This window comes from Sphingomonas beigongshangi (assembly GCF_016820445.1).
GTDB lineage: Bacteria > Pseudomonadota > Alphaproteobacteria > Sphingomonadales > Sphingomonadaceae > Sphingomonas > Sphingomonas beigongshangi.
Genome location: NZ_JADHDT010000002.1, coordinates 72,619 through 89,145 on the forward strand (window position 1 = coordinate 72,619; position 16,527 = coordinate 89,145).

At 68.3% G+C, this 16,527-nt stretch carries 16 protein-coding genes; 11 read left to right on the forward strand and 5 right to left on the reverse strand.

The window, feature by feature from the left end:
• The first annotated feature begins 149 nt into the window (after positions 1–149).
• Positions 150–2,084: a methyl-accepting chemotaxis protein gene (locus tag IQ292_RS03470; protein WP_203308932.1), complete on the forward strand. Its 1,935-nt coding sequence runs from the start codon at positions 150–152 to the stop codon at positions 2,082–2,084.
• A gap of 138 nt (positions 2,085–2,222) precedes the next feature.
• Here the strand turns inward: IQ292_RS03470 and IQ292_RS03475 are convergent, their stop codons facing one another.
• Entirely contained in the window at positions 2,223–3,161 is a 939-nt protein-coding gene (locus tag IQ292_RS03475; protein ID WP_203308933.1) for a DUF808 domain-containing protein, read from the reverse strand.
• A 196-nt stretch (positions 3,162–3,357) separates the two neighbouring features.
• On the reverse strand, positions 3,358–3,981 hold the full coding sequence (locus IQ292_RS03480) for a DUF2238 domain-containing protein (RefSeq protein WP_203308934.1): 624 nt from the start codon (positions 3,979–3,981) through the stop codon (positions 3,358–3,360).
• Between the two features lie 83 nt (positions 3,982–4,064).
• Here IQ292_RS03480 and IQ292_RS03485 point away from each other — a divergent pair, with 83 nt between their 5' ends.
• Genes IQ292_RS03485 through IQ292_RS03505 form a run of 5 tightly spaced genes read left to right on the forward strand, consistent with a single transcriptional unit; the run spans position 4,065 to position 8,479 of the window.
• Entirely contained in the window at positions 4,065–6,134 is a 2,070-nt protein-coding gene (locus IQ292_RS03485) for a S9 family peptidase (protein ID WP_203308935.1), read from the forward strand.
• Positions 6,135–6,141: 7 nt separating this feature from the next.
• Positions 6,142–6,705 (forward strand): DedA family protein, encoded by a 564-nt coding sequence (locus IQ292_RS03490; protein ID WP_203308936.1) that lies wholly within the window; start codon positions 6,142–6,144, stop codon positions 6,703–6,705.
• Entirely contained in the window at positions 6,702–7,106 is a 405-nt protein-coding gene (locus tag IQ292_RS03495) for an acyl-CoA thioesterase (protein WP_203308937.1), read from the forward strand. Before IQ292_RS03490 ends, IQ292_RS03495 begins: the two co-directional genes overlap by 4 nt.
• A complete protein-coding gene (locus tag IQ292_RS03500) occupies positions 7,103–7,582 on the forward strand; it encodes a hypothetical protein (RefSeq protein WP_203308938.1) in 480 nt (159 codons plus the stop codon). Before IQ292_RS03495 ends, IQ292_RS03500 begins: the two co-directional genes overlap by 4 nt.
• A gap of 48 nt (positions 7,583–7,630) precedes the next feature.
• Positions 7,631–8,479 (forward strand): aspartyl protease family protein, encoded by an 849-nt coding sequence (locus tag IQ292_RS03505; RefSeq protein WP_203308939.1) that lies wholly within the window; start codon positions 7,631–7,633, stop codon positions 8,477–8,479.
• A 38-nt stretch (positions 8,480–8,517) separates the two neighbouring features.
• On the opposite strand, the gene ppc is transcribed toward IQ292_RS03505, so the two are convergent.
• The 3 genes from ppc to IQ292_RS03520 form a co-directional block, all read right to left on the reverse strand.
• Positions 8,518–11,208: a phosphoenolpyruvate carboxylase gene (gene ppc / locus IQ292_RS03510; RefSeq protein ID WP_203308940.1), complete on the reverse strand. Its 2,691-nt coding sequence runs from the start codon at positions 11,206–11,208 to the stop codon at positions 8,518–8,520.
• 100 nt (positions 11,209–11,308) lie between these two features.
• Positions 11,309–11,782 carry an EF-hand domain-containing protein gene (locus IQ292_RS03515; RefSeq protein ID WP_238940786.1) on the reverse strand — a complete coding sequence of 158 codons (474 nt, stop codon included), beginning with the start codon at positions 11,780–11,782 and terminating at the stop codon, positions 11,309–11,311.
• Positions 11,783–11,793: 11 nt separating this feature from the next.
• Positions 11,794–12,360, reverse strand: a complete 567-nt coding sequence (locus IQ292_RS03520; protein ID WP_203308941.1) for an HNH endonuclease — start codon at positions 12,358–12,360, stop codon at positions 11,794–11,796.
• A gap of 119 nt (positions 12,361–12,479) precedes the next feature.
• Here IQ292_RS03520 and gluQRS point away from each other — a divergent pair, with 119 nt between their 5' ends.
• The 5 genes from gluQRS to egtD all read left to right on the forward strand — a co-directional run bounded on the left by gluQRS (position 12,480) and on the right by egtD (position 16,520).
• On the forward strand, positions 12,480–13,355 hold the full coding sequence (gluQRS, locus tag IQ292_RS03525; RefSeq protein ID WP_203308942.1) for a tRNA glutamyl-Q(34) synthetase GluQRS: 876 nt from the start codon (positions 12,480–12,482) through the stop codon (positions 13,353–13,355).
• Between the two features lie 10 nt (positions 13,356–13,365).
• The gene (locus IQ292_RS03530) at positions 13,366–13,596 is read left to right on the forward strand and encodes a twin transmembrane helix small protein (protein WP_203308943.1); all 231 of its coding nucleotides are present in this window, start codon (positions 13,366–13,368) and stop codon (positions 13,594–13,596) included.
• 16 nt (positions 13,597–13,612) lie between these two features.
• Entirely contained in the window at positions 13,613–14,158 is a 546-nt protein-coding gene (locus IQ292_RS03535) for a cob(I)yrinic acid a,c-diamide adenosyltransferase (protein WP_203308944.1), read from the forward strand.
• Between the two features lie 134 nt (positions 14,159–14,292).
• On the forward strand, positions 14,293–15,543 hold the full coding sequence (gene egtB, locus IQ292_RS03540) for an ergothioneine biosynthesis protein EgtB (RefSeq protein WP_203308945.1): 1,251 nt from the start codon (positions 14,293–14,295) through the stop codon (positions 15,541–15,543).
• Positions 15,543–16,520, forward strand: coding sequence for an L-histidine N(alpha)-methyltransferase (gene egtD / locus IQ292_RS03545; RefSeq protein WP_203308946.1), 978 nt, complete (start codon positions 15,543–15,545; stop codon positions 16,518–16,520). The genes egtB and egtD overlap by 1 nt, the downstream gene beginning before the upstream one ends.
• The last annotated feature ends 7 nt before the right edge of the window (positions 16,521–16,527 follow it).

Genomic DNA, 16,527 nt, shown 5'->3' on the forward strand with positions numbered 1-16,527 from the left:
CTTTGCGCGCATTTTTCTGGAATATCGGAGCGATCGACATGGAGATGTCGCCATTTTGAGCAATAAAAAGGCTAGGTCACCTGATGTGCGGCGCAGCTCTTTTCCTAGGGTTAACCGGCTTTTAGAAGAAATCGATTATGACTTGCCGGATGAAGGGGGCGACACGTCAGCATCGGCTGTTCCGCAGCCGGCTGCGCAAGAAACACGATGAAGAAAGCAGCGCGATAACGCGCCTGCTGCTGAGCCTCGTGGCGCTCGCGCTGCTTGCCTCTGCGGTCATCATCGCCGTGCTCGTCTTCTGCGCCGATCGCGAGGCCAATCAGACGGCGGCCGGGACAATCGCCGGTGCGCTCGATCGCGAGCGGTCGCGGATCAGTAACGAGACGTATATCAACGCCGCCTGGGACGATGCGGTCGCCCATGCCTATGGCACCATGGATATGCGCTGGGTGCGCTCGCAATGGGGAACCCCGATCGGGCGGAGCTATGTGATCGACGCCGCGGGGCGCACGCTATACGGCCATATTCCCGAGCGCGCCGCGCCGCCGCTGGACCGGATGATCGCGCCCTCGCTGCTCCGTGCACTGCTCGACCGCCTGCCGTCGGACGATGCCGCGGTCCGATCGCGGCACGACGCGACGGTGCTGATCGGACGTTTCGGCGGCAAGCCGGCGCTGATCGCCTTCTCGCCGATCGTGGCGGAAAAGGGACCCGTCCGGTGGCGTCGGGACACGTACCGCATCTTCGTCGACATCCGCGTGATCGACGCGTCGATACTGGCGGAATGGGAACGCGGCTTCGGCTTCGCGAACCTGCGCTGGATGCCCGCGGACGCCGAACCGGGCGGGGATGCCGCAACGATGATCCGCGACTGGCGCGGTCGCCCGCTCGGCGTGATCGCGTGGCGACGGCTGACGCCCGCGTGGCAGACGCTGCTGGAAATCGCGCCGCTGACGCTGGCGTTCCTGACCGCGTTCCTGTTCGTCGCCGGCGCTCTCATCCAGCGCGTGCGCCGTCTGAGCAGAAACCTGGCGACCAAATCGCGCCTCGCTGCCGCCGCCGCCGCGCAGGAGCAACTGGTCCGCGTCGCGGCGGAGGAAGCCCGTGTCGCCGCCGACGAGGCGCGTCGCGCGGCGGAGGCCGCGTTGCGCGAGGCGGAACAGGCCCGTCGCGAGGGCGAAGATCAGGCGCAACGCCGGATCGCCGATGCCGCGCGCCATCGCAGGGAGATGACCGCCGCAGCGGCAGGGATCGCCGACCGGCTGCAGCAGACGGTCGGCGCGCTGATCGCCAATCTGCGCAGCGCCGCCAACGACCTCGATGCCAGTGCGGACTCGACGCTCGCGACCATCGTCGACCAACAGGGTCAGGCGGAGGTCGCGCACAGCCTTTCGTCCCAGGCGAGCGAGACGACATCCACGTTGCTCGAAAACCTGCGCGCCTTGGCGGAGAACCTCGATGTGATCGCCGGCGAGGCGCGCCGGTCGGCGGAGACGACGATCGAGGCGGCAAGCCATTCGGAAACCGCGCAGGCCGCGAATGAGACGCTGATCCGATCGGTGGCGTCGATCGAACGGTCGTCCCAGCAAATCGCCGCACTGAGCCAGGCGACGAACCTGCTCGCGCTCAACGCCGCGATGGAGGCGGCGCGGGCGGGGGACATGGGCCGCGGCTTCGCGGTGGTCGCGCAGGAGGTGCGAAACTTCTCCCAGGCGACCGCCGGCACGACGCAGGAGATCGCCACGCGCATCGAGGAGATCAGCCAGGCGACCACGTCCGCCGTCGGCGTCAGCGACGCGTTGCGTGTCGCGCTCGATCGACTGGCGGCGTCCGCGGTGCAGACGGTGGAGACGACATCGACGCAAAACCGGATGAATGCGGAAATCCGGGGCATGATCGCGGCGATCGAACGGAGCACCGTGACGGCGCGGGACACGTTTCAATCGCTTCGCGAGACGTTCGTGCAGACATCCTCGGTCGCGCTGCGCACCCGCACCATCAGCAGCACCATGCGCGAGCGGACGGAGGCATTGCAGCTGGAATGCGACCGCATCGTCGCGGTGCTGCGAAGCACCGCCGCCTGACGACGGCGGACGCGCGGCAAGGCCGGATCGGGGCGGTGCCGGCCCTCACCCTCCCCCGGCCGCCAACATGGCGTATCCTGAATGGGCGACCCGGCGACGGTGCGCGCCGGTACCGATTCCACGCGCGTCGGTCAGACCTTAGGCGGAATGGCCCTCGGACGGGCGGGGCAGCAGATGCAGCAGGCCCACGATCACGCCGCCGACCACGATCCCCAGCAGCGCGGAGCCGATCGCGCCGATCAGCCACCGCGCGACACTCGCCATCGCGCCGAGCGGCGCCGCCGCGCCTTTCGCCACGGCATGGATGGCGTGCGGGATCGCCGCGACCCCGAAACTTTCCAGGCCGTGGACGATGATGCCGCCGCCCACCCAAAGCATCGCCGCGGTGCCGATCACGGACAGCGCCGAGAGGACGCGCGGCATCGCCGCCACCAGACCGCGCCCGATCGTCCGCGTCGCGGGCTTTCGCGCAAGGTGCAGGCCGATGTCGTCCATCTTCACGATCAGCGCGACCAGGCCATAGACGCCCGCCGTGATCGCCACCGCGACCAGCGCGAGGGCGATCGCCTGGTTGAGCAGCGTCTCCCCCGTCAATTCGCCGAGCGCGATCGCCATGATCTCGCCCGACAGGATCAGGTCGGTGCGGACCGCGCCGGCGACCTGCCGGTCCTCGAGCGCCTTGGCATCGGTGATCGCCGCGCTCTCCTCGCCATGGTGGCCGCCGGTCAGCGCGGCCAGGATCTTCTCCGCCCCCTCGAAGCACAGGAAGGCGCCGCCGCACATCAGGATCGGCGTGATCGCCCAGGGCGCGAGCGCACTGAGCACCAGCGCGGCGGGCAACAGGAACAGCAGTTTGTTGCGCAGCGAGCCCTTGGCGATCTTCCAGATGATCGGCAATTCCCGGGCGGGCGACAGGCCGGTTACATAGGTCGGGGTGACGGCGGTATCGTCGATCACCACGCCCGCCGCCTTCGCGCCCGCGCGGCCGGCCGCACCCGCGACATCGTCCAGGCTCGCCGCCGACAGCTTCGCCATCGCCGCGATATCGTCTAGCAGCGCCACCAATCCGCCCGGCATGTGCTTGGCCTTCCCTTTGTCTTTGGCTCGCTCATGCCCGCCGGCGGCAGTGAGGACAACTGATGTGCGATCCAGCAAGGCTGGATCGGCGCGGTATCGGCCCCCACGCCCACCCGGCCGCCCATCCAGGATAGGCTGCGTGGGCGGCCGGGTGGGGGTGAGGGCCGGTACCGCGTCCACGTACCTGGATCAAAGTCTAGCCATCGCGGGCCGGAGCGATCAGCCGGTCGTCGATCCGCGACAGCGTGGCCAGCGCGATCGCCGCACCGACGAGGCAGGTCAGCATGTCCCACTGCGTGTCCCAGGGATCGCCCTGGGTACCCAGGAACGCATCGGCCCCCTGCCCCAGCGCCTGGGCGGCCGCGAACTCGATCAATTCATAGGCGGCGCTGATCGCCAGGCAGAATGCGAGGACGGCAAGGGCGAGGAACGTGCCGCGACGGATCAGGCCAAGGCCGATCACCAGTTCGCGCAGCACGATCGCCGGGACGAAGCCCTGGCAGAAATGGCCGATCCGATCGAACGGATTGCGCGCCAGGTGCAGCCAGTCGCGGAAGGCGAAGCCGATCGGCACCTTCGCATAGGTATAGGCGCCGCCCGTCATCAGAACGAGGCCGTGTACGCCGATCAGGGCCAGCGCCAGGTCGCTTGCCCGCCAGCGATGGCGCATGGCGACGAGGGCGGCGAAGACGATCGGCGCCGGCACGACCTCCAGCGCCCAGGTCGCGCGGTCCGCCGCGACGGCGAAGGACACGCCGAGGCCGACCAGCCAGACGAGACCGAGCCAGACGAGGCGGCGGGTGTAAGCGGAGGCATGCATCGCGGAAGATCTTGCCGTCGGCACGCGGAATGTCGATTCCCGGCGTGCGTCGACTTGGCGGGACACCGCGTTATGAAGGCCGCATGACCGATCCGACCCTGCCCAAGTCCCCCGTCGCCGACCGTCGTCCGCACAGCTTCACCGCGCATGGCGTGACGATCGAGGATCCCTATGCCTGGCTGAAGGATCCCGACTATCCGGACGTCGGCGACGCCGACGTGCTCGCCTATCTCGCCGCGGAGAACGCCTATTTCGAGGCGGCGATGGCGCCGCACCAGCCGCTGGTCGACCGCCTGTACGAGGAGATGAAGGGGCGGATGAAGGAGGACGAATCCTCCGTGCCGCAGAAGGACGGCGACTGGTTGTACTGGACCGCGTTCGAGACGGGCGGCCAGTATCGCAAATGGTGGCGGCGGCCCGTCGCCGGCGGCGACGACGAGCTGCTGCTCGACGAACCCGCGCTTGCGGAGGGCAAGGACTATTTCCGGCTCGGCGCCTTCGCGGTGTCGAACGACGGCGGCAAGCTCGCCTATGCGATCGACGACAACGGATCCGAGCGGTTCACCGTCCGGATCAAGGACCTGGCGACGGGCGAGCACCTTCCCGAGGTGATCGAGGGCATGCTGTCCGACATCGTCTGGACGGCGGACGATTCCGGATTCCTGTACGGCCTCGCCAATGCGCAATGGCGCACCGACAATGCGCGATTCCACCGGCTCGGCACGCCGGTCGAGGACGACGTCCAACTGTTCCACGAGGCGGACGAGGGTTATCGCGTCGCGGTCGCGGAGACGAGCGACCGCAAGTGGATCATCATCGGCACCGGGGACCATGTCACCAGCGAGGTGCGGCTGCTCCCCGCGCACGACCCCTTCGCGCAGCCGATCCTGGTGGCCGCCCGGCAGGAAGGCCGCGAATATGACGTGGATACGCACGGCGACACGCTGTTCATCCATACCAACGACATCGATCCGATGTGGCGGCTCGTCACCGCGCCGATCGCGAGCCCCGGCGACTGGACCGAGCTGATCGCGCCGGACCCGCATTTCTACATGACCGGCGTCGAATGCTTCCGCGACTTCTTCGTGGTCGAGGGGCGCGAGGACGGTCTCGATCGGATCGCCATACACCGCTATGACGCGCCGACCGTCGCGGAGCGGATCGCCTTTCCGGAGGCGAGCTATACCGCGGGGCTCGGCGACAATCCCGAATATGACATGACGGTGATCCGGCTGGGCTATGAGTCCATGGTCACGCCGGGCACCGTCTACGACTATGACACCGCGGCCGGTACGCTGACGACGTTGAAGGTGCAGGAGATCCCCTCCGGCTATGACGGCGCGGCATATCGCACCGAGCGGCTCAAGATCACCGTCCGCGACGGCACCGAGGTGCCCGTGTCGATCGTCTATCCGAAGGACTTCGCCCGCGACGGGTCGCGGCCGCTCTTCCTCTACGCCTATGGCGCCTATGGCTATGCCATCCCGCCGGGCTTCTCGACCGGGCGCCTGAGCCTGCTTGACCGCGGCTTTGCCTATGCCATCGCGCATATCCGCGGCGGCGACGACCTGGGCCAGCAATGGTATCACGACGGCAAGCTGGACAAGCGGACGAACACGTTCAACGACTTCGTCGACGTGGCGAAGGGATTGATCGAACAGGGCTGGACCAGCGCCGGTCGCATCGCCACCGCCGGTCGCTCCGCCGGCGGCGAACTGATGGGCGCGATCGTCAATTCCGATCCGGGCTTGTGGGGCGCGGTGATCGCCGACGTGCCCTTCGTCGACGTGCTCAACACGATGATGGATGCCGACCTGCCGCTGACCCCCGGCGAGTGGCCGGAATGGGGCAATCCGATCGAGGACAAGGCGGCATTCGACCTGATCCGCAGCTACAGTCCGTATGACAATGTGGTCGCGCAGGATTACCCGCCGCTGTTCATCTCCGGCGGGCTCAACGACCCGCGCGTCACCTATTGGGAACCGGCGAAATGGGCGGCGAAGCTGCGCGCCACCAAGACCGACGACAATATCCTGCTGCTCAAGACCAACATGGGCGCGGGCCATGGCGGCAAGTCCGGCCGGTTCGAATCGCTGCGCGAGGCGGCGGAGGAACATGCCTTCGTCCTCTGGCAGCTGGGCATAGAGGAATGACCGCAGCGTGACGCTCGCGCAGATCATCGCGCATTACGGCCTGCCGGCGTTGTTCGTCGGCGCGGCGGTGGAGGGCGAGACGGTGGTCGTCGCCGGCGGTGTCGCCGCGCACCAGGGTCTGCTGCCGCTGGTCGGCGCGATGATCGCCACCGCGACCGGCTCGTTCGCCGCCGATCAGGCGTGGTTCGCGCTCGGGCGTCGCTTCCGCGACCATCGGCTCGTCAAGCGCGCAAAGGAGAAGCCCGCCTTCGCCAAGGCGACCGAATGGCTGGAGCGCTGGCCGATCGGCTTCATCTTCGCCTTCCGCTTCATCTACGGTTTCCGCACCGTCAGCCCGATCGCCATCGGCACGACCAAGGTGCCGGCGAAGACCTTCGTCGTGGTCAATGGCCTGTCGGCGATCGTCTGGGGCATCCTGTTCACCGGCATCGGCTATCTGTTCGGCAAGGCGTTCGAACGGATGATCGGCAAGGTGTCGGCCCATCTCCCCTGGCTGATCGGCGGGCTGGCGCTGATCGCCGTCGTCGGTGCCGCCATCCATTGGTGGCGCAACCGCGCGCAGCCGGCATGAGCCGCTTCACGCTCACCATCACCGCACGGCCCGAGGACATCGACGAACTCGGCCATGTCAACAATGCCGTCTGGGTGCGCTGGATCCAGGATATTGCCGTCGCGCATTGGGCCGCGGTGGCCCCGCCCGACCAGCAGGACGCCTATGTCTGGGTCGTGACGCGGCACGAGATCGACTATCGCGGCAATGTCGCGGCCGGCGAGACGGTGCAGGGGGAAACCTGGGTACCCGAACCGCCCAAGGGCGCACGCTTCGACCGCCACGTCCGCTTCACCGGTCCGGACGGCCGCGTGAAGGTGGAGGCGGTGACGACCTGGGCGCTGATCGATCGCGCGACGGGGCGGTTGCTGCGCGTGCGACCGGAGATGGCCGCACCCTTTCTGGAGGATGCGCCGCGATGAACCGGGCATGGCGACTTTGCACCCTCGTCGTCCTGGCGCTGACGCCGTGCGCGATCGTGGCGCGGCATATCGACTCGAGGGCCAGGACCGAGTTCCGCGAGGCGGTCGACCGCTATCAGGTCTTCGTCGTACCGCATTGCGATCCCGGCACGGTCGAGGCCTATGTCGCCGCGCGCCGGGCGCGCGACGATGCGTTCGTCCGCTCGCTTCTCCACACGCCGCTTGCCGCCGACTACAGGCATGCGATCGCGGACAATGCGCGGCGCGACCAGCATATGCGCTACGAATGCATGCGCCCGCCCCCGCCGCCACCCCCGCCCGGGCAGGCCCGGACGCAATCCGATGCCGAGAACAAGGCGGAGGAACGCCGTCGCGAACAGGCCGAACATTTTGCAGGCGGCGACCGTCAGTTCGCGCATATGGTCGCGCTTCGCGATCGGATGCTGAAAGGCCGAAGCAGCGCAACCGCGCATTGACTACAGCTGTAAACGATCTACACCTGGTGGCGGGAGGATATCCGCCATATGACCATCGCTCGCCTGACTTCGTCGCTGTTCGCCATGGCGTGCGCGCCCGCGATGCTCGCTGCCGATGCGCCGGCCGCACGGTCGGTGATCCCGATGGCGCTGCTCGGCGGCAAGCAGTTCACCGTGGAGGCGGAGGTCGGCGGGAAACGCCGGACCTTCCTGTTCGACACGGGCGAGGGCACGACGATGATCGGTCCCGAAGTCGCCCGCGACATCGGCTGTCGTCCCTGGGGCAATGTGGTCGCGTTTCGCATGCTCGGCGAGCGGCTTGACACGCCGCGCTGCGACGATGTCGCCTTCTCCATGGCAGGCCGGGCGTACCGCGCCTTCTCGACCATCGTCTACGACCTCGAAGAGATCGCGCAGGACGGAGGGCATCTGGCGGGCGCGGTCGGTCTCGACCTGTTCGACGGGAAAACGGTCACCTTGCACTTCGCCAGCCGCCGCATCGTCGTGGAGGATGCCGCGGGCCGCGCTGCGCGGATCCGGCAGGGTCGCGAGGTGCCGATCCGGCTCGCGCGCTTCAACGAGGGCGGCATCGACGTCAACATCGGGGTAAGGACGGCGCGAGGCATGGCCTGGATGGAGCTCGATTCCGCCAACGCCGGCCCGACCATCTTCGTCGCGCCCGCTTATGCCGCCGACTTCGGACTCCGGGCGGATACGAAGGACGCGCAGCCGATCCGCGCCGAGATCGCACCAGGAGTCGTCCATGCCGGCAAGGCGCGGGTCTTTCCGGGCATGATCATCGATGGCAACATCGGCATGCAGTTCCTGGGCCAATGGGACCTCACCCTCGACCTGAAGAGCGGGCGCGGCTGGGTTCAGCCGGCCGTCCGGTCCTAGCTGCGATCCTGCGAGCTGGATCGAGGCGGCGCCGGCCCTCACCCGCTGTTGCGCAGCGCCGTCGCCACCGCGTTGATCGACAGCAGGATACCCTCGCCGATCCGTGGATCGTCTTCCCCTGCGCGATGCCGTTTCATCAGCTCGATCTGCAACAGATTGAGCGGTTCGATATAGGGCAGGCGCAGGCGGATCGACGCGTCGAGCGCCGGATGCTTCTCCAGCAGGCGGGTCTGTCCGGTCGCATCGAGCAGGCCGTCGACCGTGCGATGCCAGCCGTCGCGGATGCGGCCGAAGACATGGTCGCGCAGGTCCGCATCCTCGACCAGGTCCGCATAATGCGCGGCGATGTCGATGTCCGACTTCGCCAGGACCATCTCCATGTTGGCGAGGGTGGAGGCGAACAGCGGCCAGCCCTGCGCCATCTCGCGCAGGAGGCCCTTGTCGGCGAACGCGTCCAGCGCCTGGCCGACGCCGTACCAGCCCGGCAGCATGACCCGCGCCTGCGCCCAGCTGAATACCCAGGGAATGGCGCGCAGATCCTCGATCGCGTCGGACTTCTTGCGGCTCGCCGGACGGCTGCCGATCTTCAGGCCTGCGATCTCGCCGATCGGCGTCATCTGCCGGAAGAAGGTGCGGAACCCTTCGGTACCATAGACGAGGTCGCGATAGGCATGGAACGCGGTGTCCGACAGGCGATCCATCGCCGCGCCGAACTCCGCATTCTCCGCGTTGGACAGGCGCGCCGGCTCCAGGCTGGCGAGCAGCGTCGCGGACGCCATCGCTTCCAGATTGGTCATCGCGCTTTCGCGCGTGCCGTACTTGGCAGCGATCACTTCGCCCTGTTCGGTGATGCGGATGCGTCCCTGTACCGTCCCGGGTGGCTGCGCCCGGATCGCCGCGAAGGACGAGCCGCCGCCCCGCCCGACCGCGCCGCCGCGGCCGTGGAACAATTGCATGCCGACTCCCGCCGCCTCGAAGACCGGACGCAACGCCGTCGACGCCTTCGACAATTGCCAGGTCGAGGTCAGATAGCCGCCGTCCTTGTTCGAATCGGAATAGCCGATCATCACTTCCTGATGACCCCTGGCCCCGGCGATCGCCGCGACCTCGGGCAGCGCGAACCAGTCCGTCATGATGCCGGGTGCGGCTTCGAGATCGCCGACCGTCTCGAACAGCGGCACCGCCATGATCGCGGCCGTCGGCGCGCCGCCGTCCGCGGCCGGGCGATAGAGGCCGACCTCCTTCAGCAGCAGGTTGATCTCGAGCAGGTCGGACACCGACTGTGCCATCGAGACGATGTAATTGGTGATGCACGCCGCGCCGTAGCGGTCGTGCGCCTCCGCCGCCGCCGCGACGATGGCGAGCTCGGACCGCGTCTCCTCCGCATAATCGGCATAGCGGCTCGACAGCGGTCGCGCGTTCGCCAGCTCGCGACGCAGCAGCGCCACGCGCGCCGCCTCGTCGAGCGCGCCGTAATCCTCCTCGACGCCGGCGACCTTGAGCAACTCTGCGACGACGCGTTCGTGCACCGCGGAATTCTGGCGCAGGTCGAGCGTCGCCAGGTGGAATCCGAAGGTCTCGACCGCGCGGATCAGCCGGCCGAGCGCGCCGCTCGACTTGAGCGTGCTGCCCTGCGACAGGCCGTGCGCGAGCGCCGCAAGATCGGCACGGAACGCCTGCGGATCGGCATAGGCCTCTCCGGTCAGGCGCCCGGGCCGCGGCGCCGGCTTGCCGACCAGCGCCTGATGCGTCGCCGCCAGGCGCGCGTAGATGCCCGACAACGCCCGCCGATAGGGCTCGTCGCTGCGGCTGGCCGCCGCGTCGCCGCTCGCGTCGGCCAGTGCGGCGACCGCAGGCTCGACCTCGGCATGTTCGGTCGAGATCGACAGTTCCGCCCCCAAAGCGTGGACGGCATCCATGTAAAAGACGAGCACGGTCTCGCACGCACGACGCAGCGCCGTGCGCAGGCTGTCGGCGGTAACGAAGGGATTGCCGTCGCGGTCGCCGCCGATCCAGCTGCCGGGGCGCAGGAAACTCGGCACGCGCTCGCCGAACGCACGGTCCCAGCGTTGGTAGAGGGCGGGAATCGCGGGGAGGAACACGTCGCGCAGATAGCTGAGCGCGGTCTCTACCTCGTCGGTGACGTACAATCGCTCGCGCCGCAGCACGCGTGTCTGCCACAGCAGGGCGATCTGCCGTGCGATCGCATCGTCGACGCGGTCGCCGTCCGGCGTTTCCGCCGCGCCGTTGTCCTTCAGCCGCATCAGCTCGGCGATGCGGTTGCGATGGTCGATCATGCTCTTGCGGCGCACCTCGGTCGGATGCGCGGTGAGCACGGGGGCGACGAGCGCATGGCCGAGCAGGCGCAGCACCGCCGCCCGGTCGATCCCCTCGCCGTCCAACCGCGCGAGCGCGGCGGCGACGTCGGCGTCCTTGTCGGCGGCGATCCCCTGCCGATCCTCGGCGAGATTGGCGAGCATCGAGAAGAGCATGAATCCGCGGACGAAATCGAGCGTCTCGTCGAGCGACAGGCCGGTCAGCAGCGCCTGGATCGCATCGCCGTCGCCGCCGTCACGATGCCGTTCCACCGAGGCGCGGCGAATCGCCTCCGTCGCCTGGAACAGCGCCTCGCCTCCGTACCCGCGGATCACCTCACCCAGCTTGGCGCCCAGAAACCGGACGTCGGGGTTGTTGGCGATGGGCGGCAGATTTGGGGAGGAACTGGCCATGCCGACGATGCTGCGCTGCGGCGGAAGCCAGGTCAACCGTCGAGGCGCTGGGGCGGGAACAAGCGCAGCTTGTCCACCGCGGCAGCGGTGCGTCTCCGTCCTATCGCCCGGGCGCGGCGGCGTTGCCCGACACGTTCGCTACGGTATCGCCGATCACGGAATCGGCGGGCGTGGTCCTCGCGCCGCGTTCCTTGTCCCGCGCGGCGCGCCATTCGGCCTCCTCCTCCGACGTCACCGTCCCGTCGTGGTTGAGGTCCATCTGGTCGAACCGCTTCAGCGTCCCCTCGCTCCATTCGATCTGGCTGACCGCGCCATCCTTGTTGCGGTCGAGATCCATGATCCGGCTTCCCTTGCGCGGCAGCTCGTCGGGCGTCACCCGGTCGTCCGCGTTGCGGTCGAGCGTGCGGAAGCGGCGCTCCATCGCGCTGGCGAAATCGATACGGCTGGTCACCGCGGGCGGCACGAACCCCGCCGCGCTGGCATTGGCGTCCGCCTCCGCGAGCCGCTCCTCACGCTTGCCGCAGCCGGCCAGCAGCGCGGCCACTGCCGCCATTGTCACCAAAGCCGCGCGCATCGTTCCTCCCGTCAGGCTTCCAGCTCAACGTCCCAATAGAGCCAGTCGTGCCACGTGTCGTGGAGATAGTTGGGCGGAAATGCGCGGCCATGTTCCTGCAGCTGCCAATTGGTCGGGCGGATCGGCTCGACATACAAAGGCATCGCCGCCTGCTTGGGCGTGCGCCCTCCTTTCTTGAGGTTGCACGGCGCACAGGCGGTGACGACATTCTCCCACGTCGTCCGACCGCCCTGCGCCCGCGGCACGACATGGTCGAACGTCAGGTCACGGCCGATGCCGCAATATTGGCAGGCGAAGCGATCGCGCAGGAACAGGTTGAACCGCGTAAAGGCAGGAAATTGCGACGGACGGACATATTGTTTGAGCGCAATGACCGATGGCAGCTTGATCGCCGCGTTCGGGGATCGCACCTCTCGCTCGTAGTGCGCGACGATATCCACCCGATCGAGGAACACGGCCTTGATCGCCGTCTGCCACGGCCAGACGCTCAACGGATAATAGGACAGCGGGGTATAGTCCGCATTCAGCACCAGCGCCGGGCAACTGTCCGGGTGGCGGATAAGATCGGGATGAAACACGGCTCCTCCCTCGGGGTCTTGCCCGCGGACCGTGTCGTCCACGAGGATGACGCCGGTATGACAGCACGACCGGCGATTCGCGGTCAAGCGTTTCGCTTCGCCCCGTATGGCGCCACGCCATGACCCTCGTCACGCGCTTCGCACCGTCGCCGACGGGCGCGCTCCATCTCGGCCATGCGTTTTCCGCGATCCAGGCGCATGATCGCGCACGCGACGCGGGTGGACGCTTCCTGCTGCGGATCGAGGATATCGACGGCACGCGCAGCCGCGAGGAGCATGTTCAAGGCATCGTCGACGACCTCGGCTGGCTCGGGCTCACTTGGGACGGCGCGGCGGTGCGCCAGTCCGACCGGCTCGCGCTCTATGAAGACGCGCTTGCACGGCTGCGTGCGCGAAACCTTCTCTATCCGTGCTTCTGCACGCGCGCCGACATCGCGCGCGAGATCGCCCAGAGCGTCAGCGCACCGCATCACGGACCCGACGGCACCTGCTACCCCGGCACCTGCCGCCGCCTGTCAGGGGAGGAGCGCGCCGCGCGGATCGCGGCCGGCATGCCGCATGCCTGGCGCCTGACGATGGACGCGGCGGTGGCCGTGGCCGGCCCATTGCGCTGGACGGACGCCATTGCGGGTCCGCAGGAGGCGGATCCCGCGGCGTTCGGCGACATCGTTCTCGCGCGCAAGGACGCCCCGGCGAGCTACCATCTCGCGGTGACGATCGACGATGCCGCGCAAGGCGTGACGGAGGTCGTGCGGGGAGCAGACCTGCTGCGCGCCACCGACATCCACCGCCTGCTGCAGGCATTGCTCGCGCTTCCCACCCCCGACTACCGCCACCATCGGCTGTTGGCGGGTCCGGACGGCAAACGCCTCGCCAAGCGCGATCGCGCGCCGACGCTGGCGGCCCTGCGCGACGCGGGTGAGGACGGACGCGCGCTCGCGAACCTGCTACGTCGGGGTGCGCTTCCTACTGGATTTGCCGACGCAAAGGCGTAGATTGGGATGCATGAACACCTTTCTCGCCATCCTGCTGGTTGCGGCGATGATCGCCACCGTCGTCGCGCTGGTGCGGGGGATCATCGCGTTCCTCCAGGAATCGACCGATCAGGTGAAGAACGGCGAAGGCCCGAGCGCCGCGTCGCTGAAGTCGAACAAGATGATGCAGATGCGCATCTTCTTCCAGGCGCTGGCGATCACCATCGTCGTGCTGATCCTGTACGTCGGCGGCCGCACCTGATCGTCCTGCCGCCTTCGTGGTCCGCCTGAACCGCATCTACACGCGCACCGGCGACGCCGGTACGACCGGGCTGGTCGACGGATCGCGCGTGTCAAAAGCCGACCCGCGAATGACCGCGATCGGCGATGTCGACGAGGCGAACAGCGCGATCGGCATCGCCGTCGCGGCCCTGGCTGGCGCAAGTCCGGTTGATACGCTGCTGGCGATCCAGAACGATCTGTTCGATCTCGGCGCCGACCTCGCGACGCCGGACGGCATCGACGGCGCGCTGCGGATCATCCCGGCACAGGTCGCGCGGCTGGAAGCGGCGATCGATGCGCTCAACGCGGACCTGGCGCCGCTGACCAGCTTCGTCCTGCCCGGCGGCCATCCGGCGGCGGCCGCGCTGCATCTGGCGCGCGCGGTGACGCGCCGCGCCGAACGCAGCGCCGTCGCTGCCCAGGCCGGCGTCCAGGTGCTCGCCTATCTGAACCGTCTGTCGGATTACCTCTTCGTCGCCGCCCGCTGGGTGAACGGTCGTGGCGCGGACGACATATTGTGGCGTCCCGGCGCGAGCCGTTGATCGCGCCCTGCCGATAGGACAAGGTTGCGAACGGTACGATTCCGGCCCGCCGCCGATCGCATTGCAACCAACCTGCGGTTCGGGCGGTTTATGATCTGGATCGATCCGCCGGCCGGTTGAGGAGGGGCACCGCCATGTTGAACGCCGCCCGTTCGCCGAGCCCGCTGGCACGGCGTTACGCGTCCGTCCGTGCGCTCAGCCTCGCGCTCGCGGCGCCGCTGTCCGACGCGGACGCGACGGTCCAGTCGATGCCCGACGCCTCGCCGACGAAGTGGCATCTGGCGCACACCACCTGGTTCTTCGAAACGTTCGTGCTGCGCGATCACGTCCCCGGCTATCGGCTGCACGACGAACGCTGGCCGTTCCTGTTCAACAGTTACTACGAGGCGGAGGGCCGCCGTCACGCCCGCCACCGCCGCGGCATGGTCACGCGCCCGACGCTGGATGACGTCCGCGCCTACCGCGCGCATGTCGACGACGCTTTGCTCGCGGCGCTGCCCATGCTCGCATCCGACGTGCTGGACCTCGTCGCGCTCGGCTGCCACCACGAAGAGCAGCACCAGGAGTTGCTCGTTACCGACATTCTCCATCTCTTCGGCGAGAATCCGCTCGAACCGGCGCTATGGCCGGCGGCAGCGAAGGTGCCGGTGGGAATGCCCGGTGCCATCGAATGGATCGCGCATGACGGCGGCATCGTCGAGGTGGGTCACGCCGGCGCCGGCTTCGCGTTCGACTGCGAGGGGCCGCGCCACCGCGCGCTGCTGCAACCGCATGCGATCGCCGACCGCACCGTGACCAACGGCGAATGGGCCGCGTTCATCGCGGACGGCGGCTATCGCGATGCGCGCCACTGGTTGTCGGACGGCTGGGCGTGGGTGAAGGCGGATGGTGTGACCGCGCCGCTCTATTGGGAGGAGCGCGACGGCACTTGGACCCGCTTCGGGCTGGATGGTCGCCGCGCCATCGATCCCGCCGCCCCCGTGACGCATGTCAGCTTCTACGAAGCGGATGCCTATGCGAGTTGGGCCGGCGCACGGCTGCCGACAGAATTCGAATGGGAAGCCGCCGCCGCGTCGCACGATCCGACGGGCGGCAACCAGATGGACGAGGCTGGCCCCGTCGAGCCACGTCCCGCCGCGAAGGGCCCCGCGTTCTTCGGCGACGTCTGGGAATGGACGGGAAGCGCATACCGCCCCTACCCGGGGTTCGCCGCCTGCGAAGGGGCGGTCGGCGAATACAATGGCAAGTTCATGAGCGGCCAGTTCGTGCTCCGGGGCGGCAGCTGCGCCACCCCGCGCGGCCATGCGCGCGCCAGTTACCGCAACTTCTTCTATCCCCATCAGCGCTGGCAGTTCACCGGCGTCCGTCTCGCAAAGGACATGTGATGCTGAAGCCAGAGATCGAGGACGGTCAGGCAAGTCTCGCCGATCCGCAATTCCGTGCCGATGTCCTTGCCGGGCTGGAGCGGCGGCCGCGCGCGATCCCGGCGCGCTGGTTCTACGACCGCCGCGGTTCGGAGCTGTTCGAGGCGATCACCGACCTGCCCGAATATTATCCGACCCGCACGGAAACGCAGATCCTGCGCGACCATTGTCCGGACGTCGCCAGGATCGTCGGCGCGGGACGCGCGGTCGTCGAGTTCGGATCGGGATCGTCGACCAAGACGCCGTTGCTGCTGCGCTGCGTGGAGCCGGCCGCCTATGTGCCGATCGACATCTCCGGCGACTTCCTGCGCGACTCGGCGCGCGCGCTGTCGCAGGGCTTTCCCGACCTGACCGTCCTGCCGTTCGAGGCGGATTTCATGCGCCCGCTGACCTTGCCCGCCGCGGTGGCGGACATGCCGAAGCTGGGCTTCTTCCCGGGTTCGACGATCGGCAACATGATCCCGCTGATGGCGGTCGACCTGTTGCGCGCGATGCGCATGTCGCTGGGCCTGGGCGCGATGCTGCTGATCGGCATGGACCGGATCAAGGACGAGGCGACGCTGGTCAGCGCCTATGACGATGCCGCCGGCGTTACGGCGGCCTTCAACATGAACCTGCTCGACCGGATCAACCGCGAGCTTGCCGGGACGATCCCTCCGGGCGCGTTCCGCCACGTCGCGCGGTGGAACGACGATCGCGCCCGGATCGAGATGCATCTGGAGGCGACCCGCGACACGGCCTTCACCGTCGACGGTCGCGCCTTCGCGATCCAGGCGGGGGAGACGATCCACACCGAGAACAGTCACAAATACGGGCCGCGCGATGCCCGCATCCTGCTGCGGAGCGGTGGCTGGACGCCGATCGGCGAATGGACCGATCCGGAGGGCAAGTTCGGCCTGTACCTGGCCGAAGCGCAGGCTGAACGGCCGGCTCCGTGAACGGGTG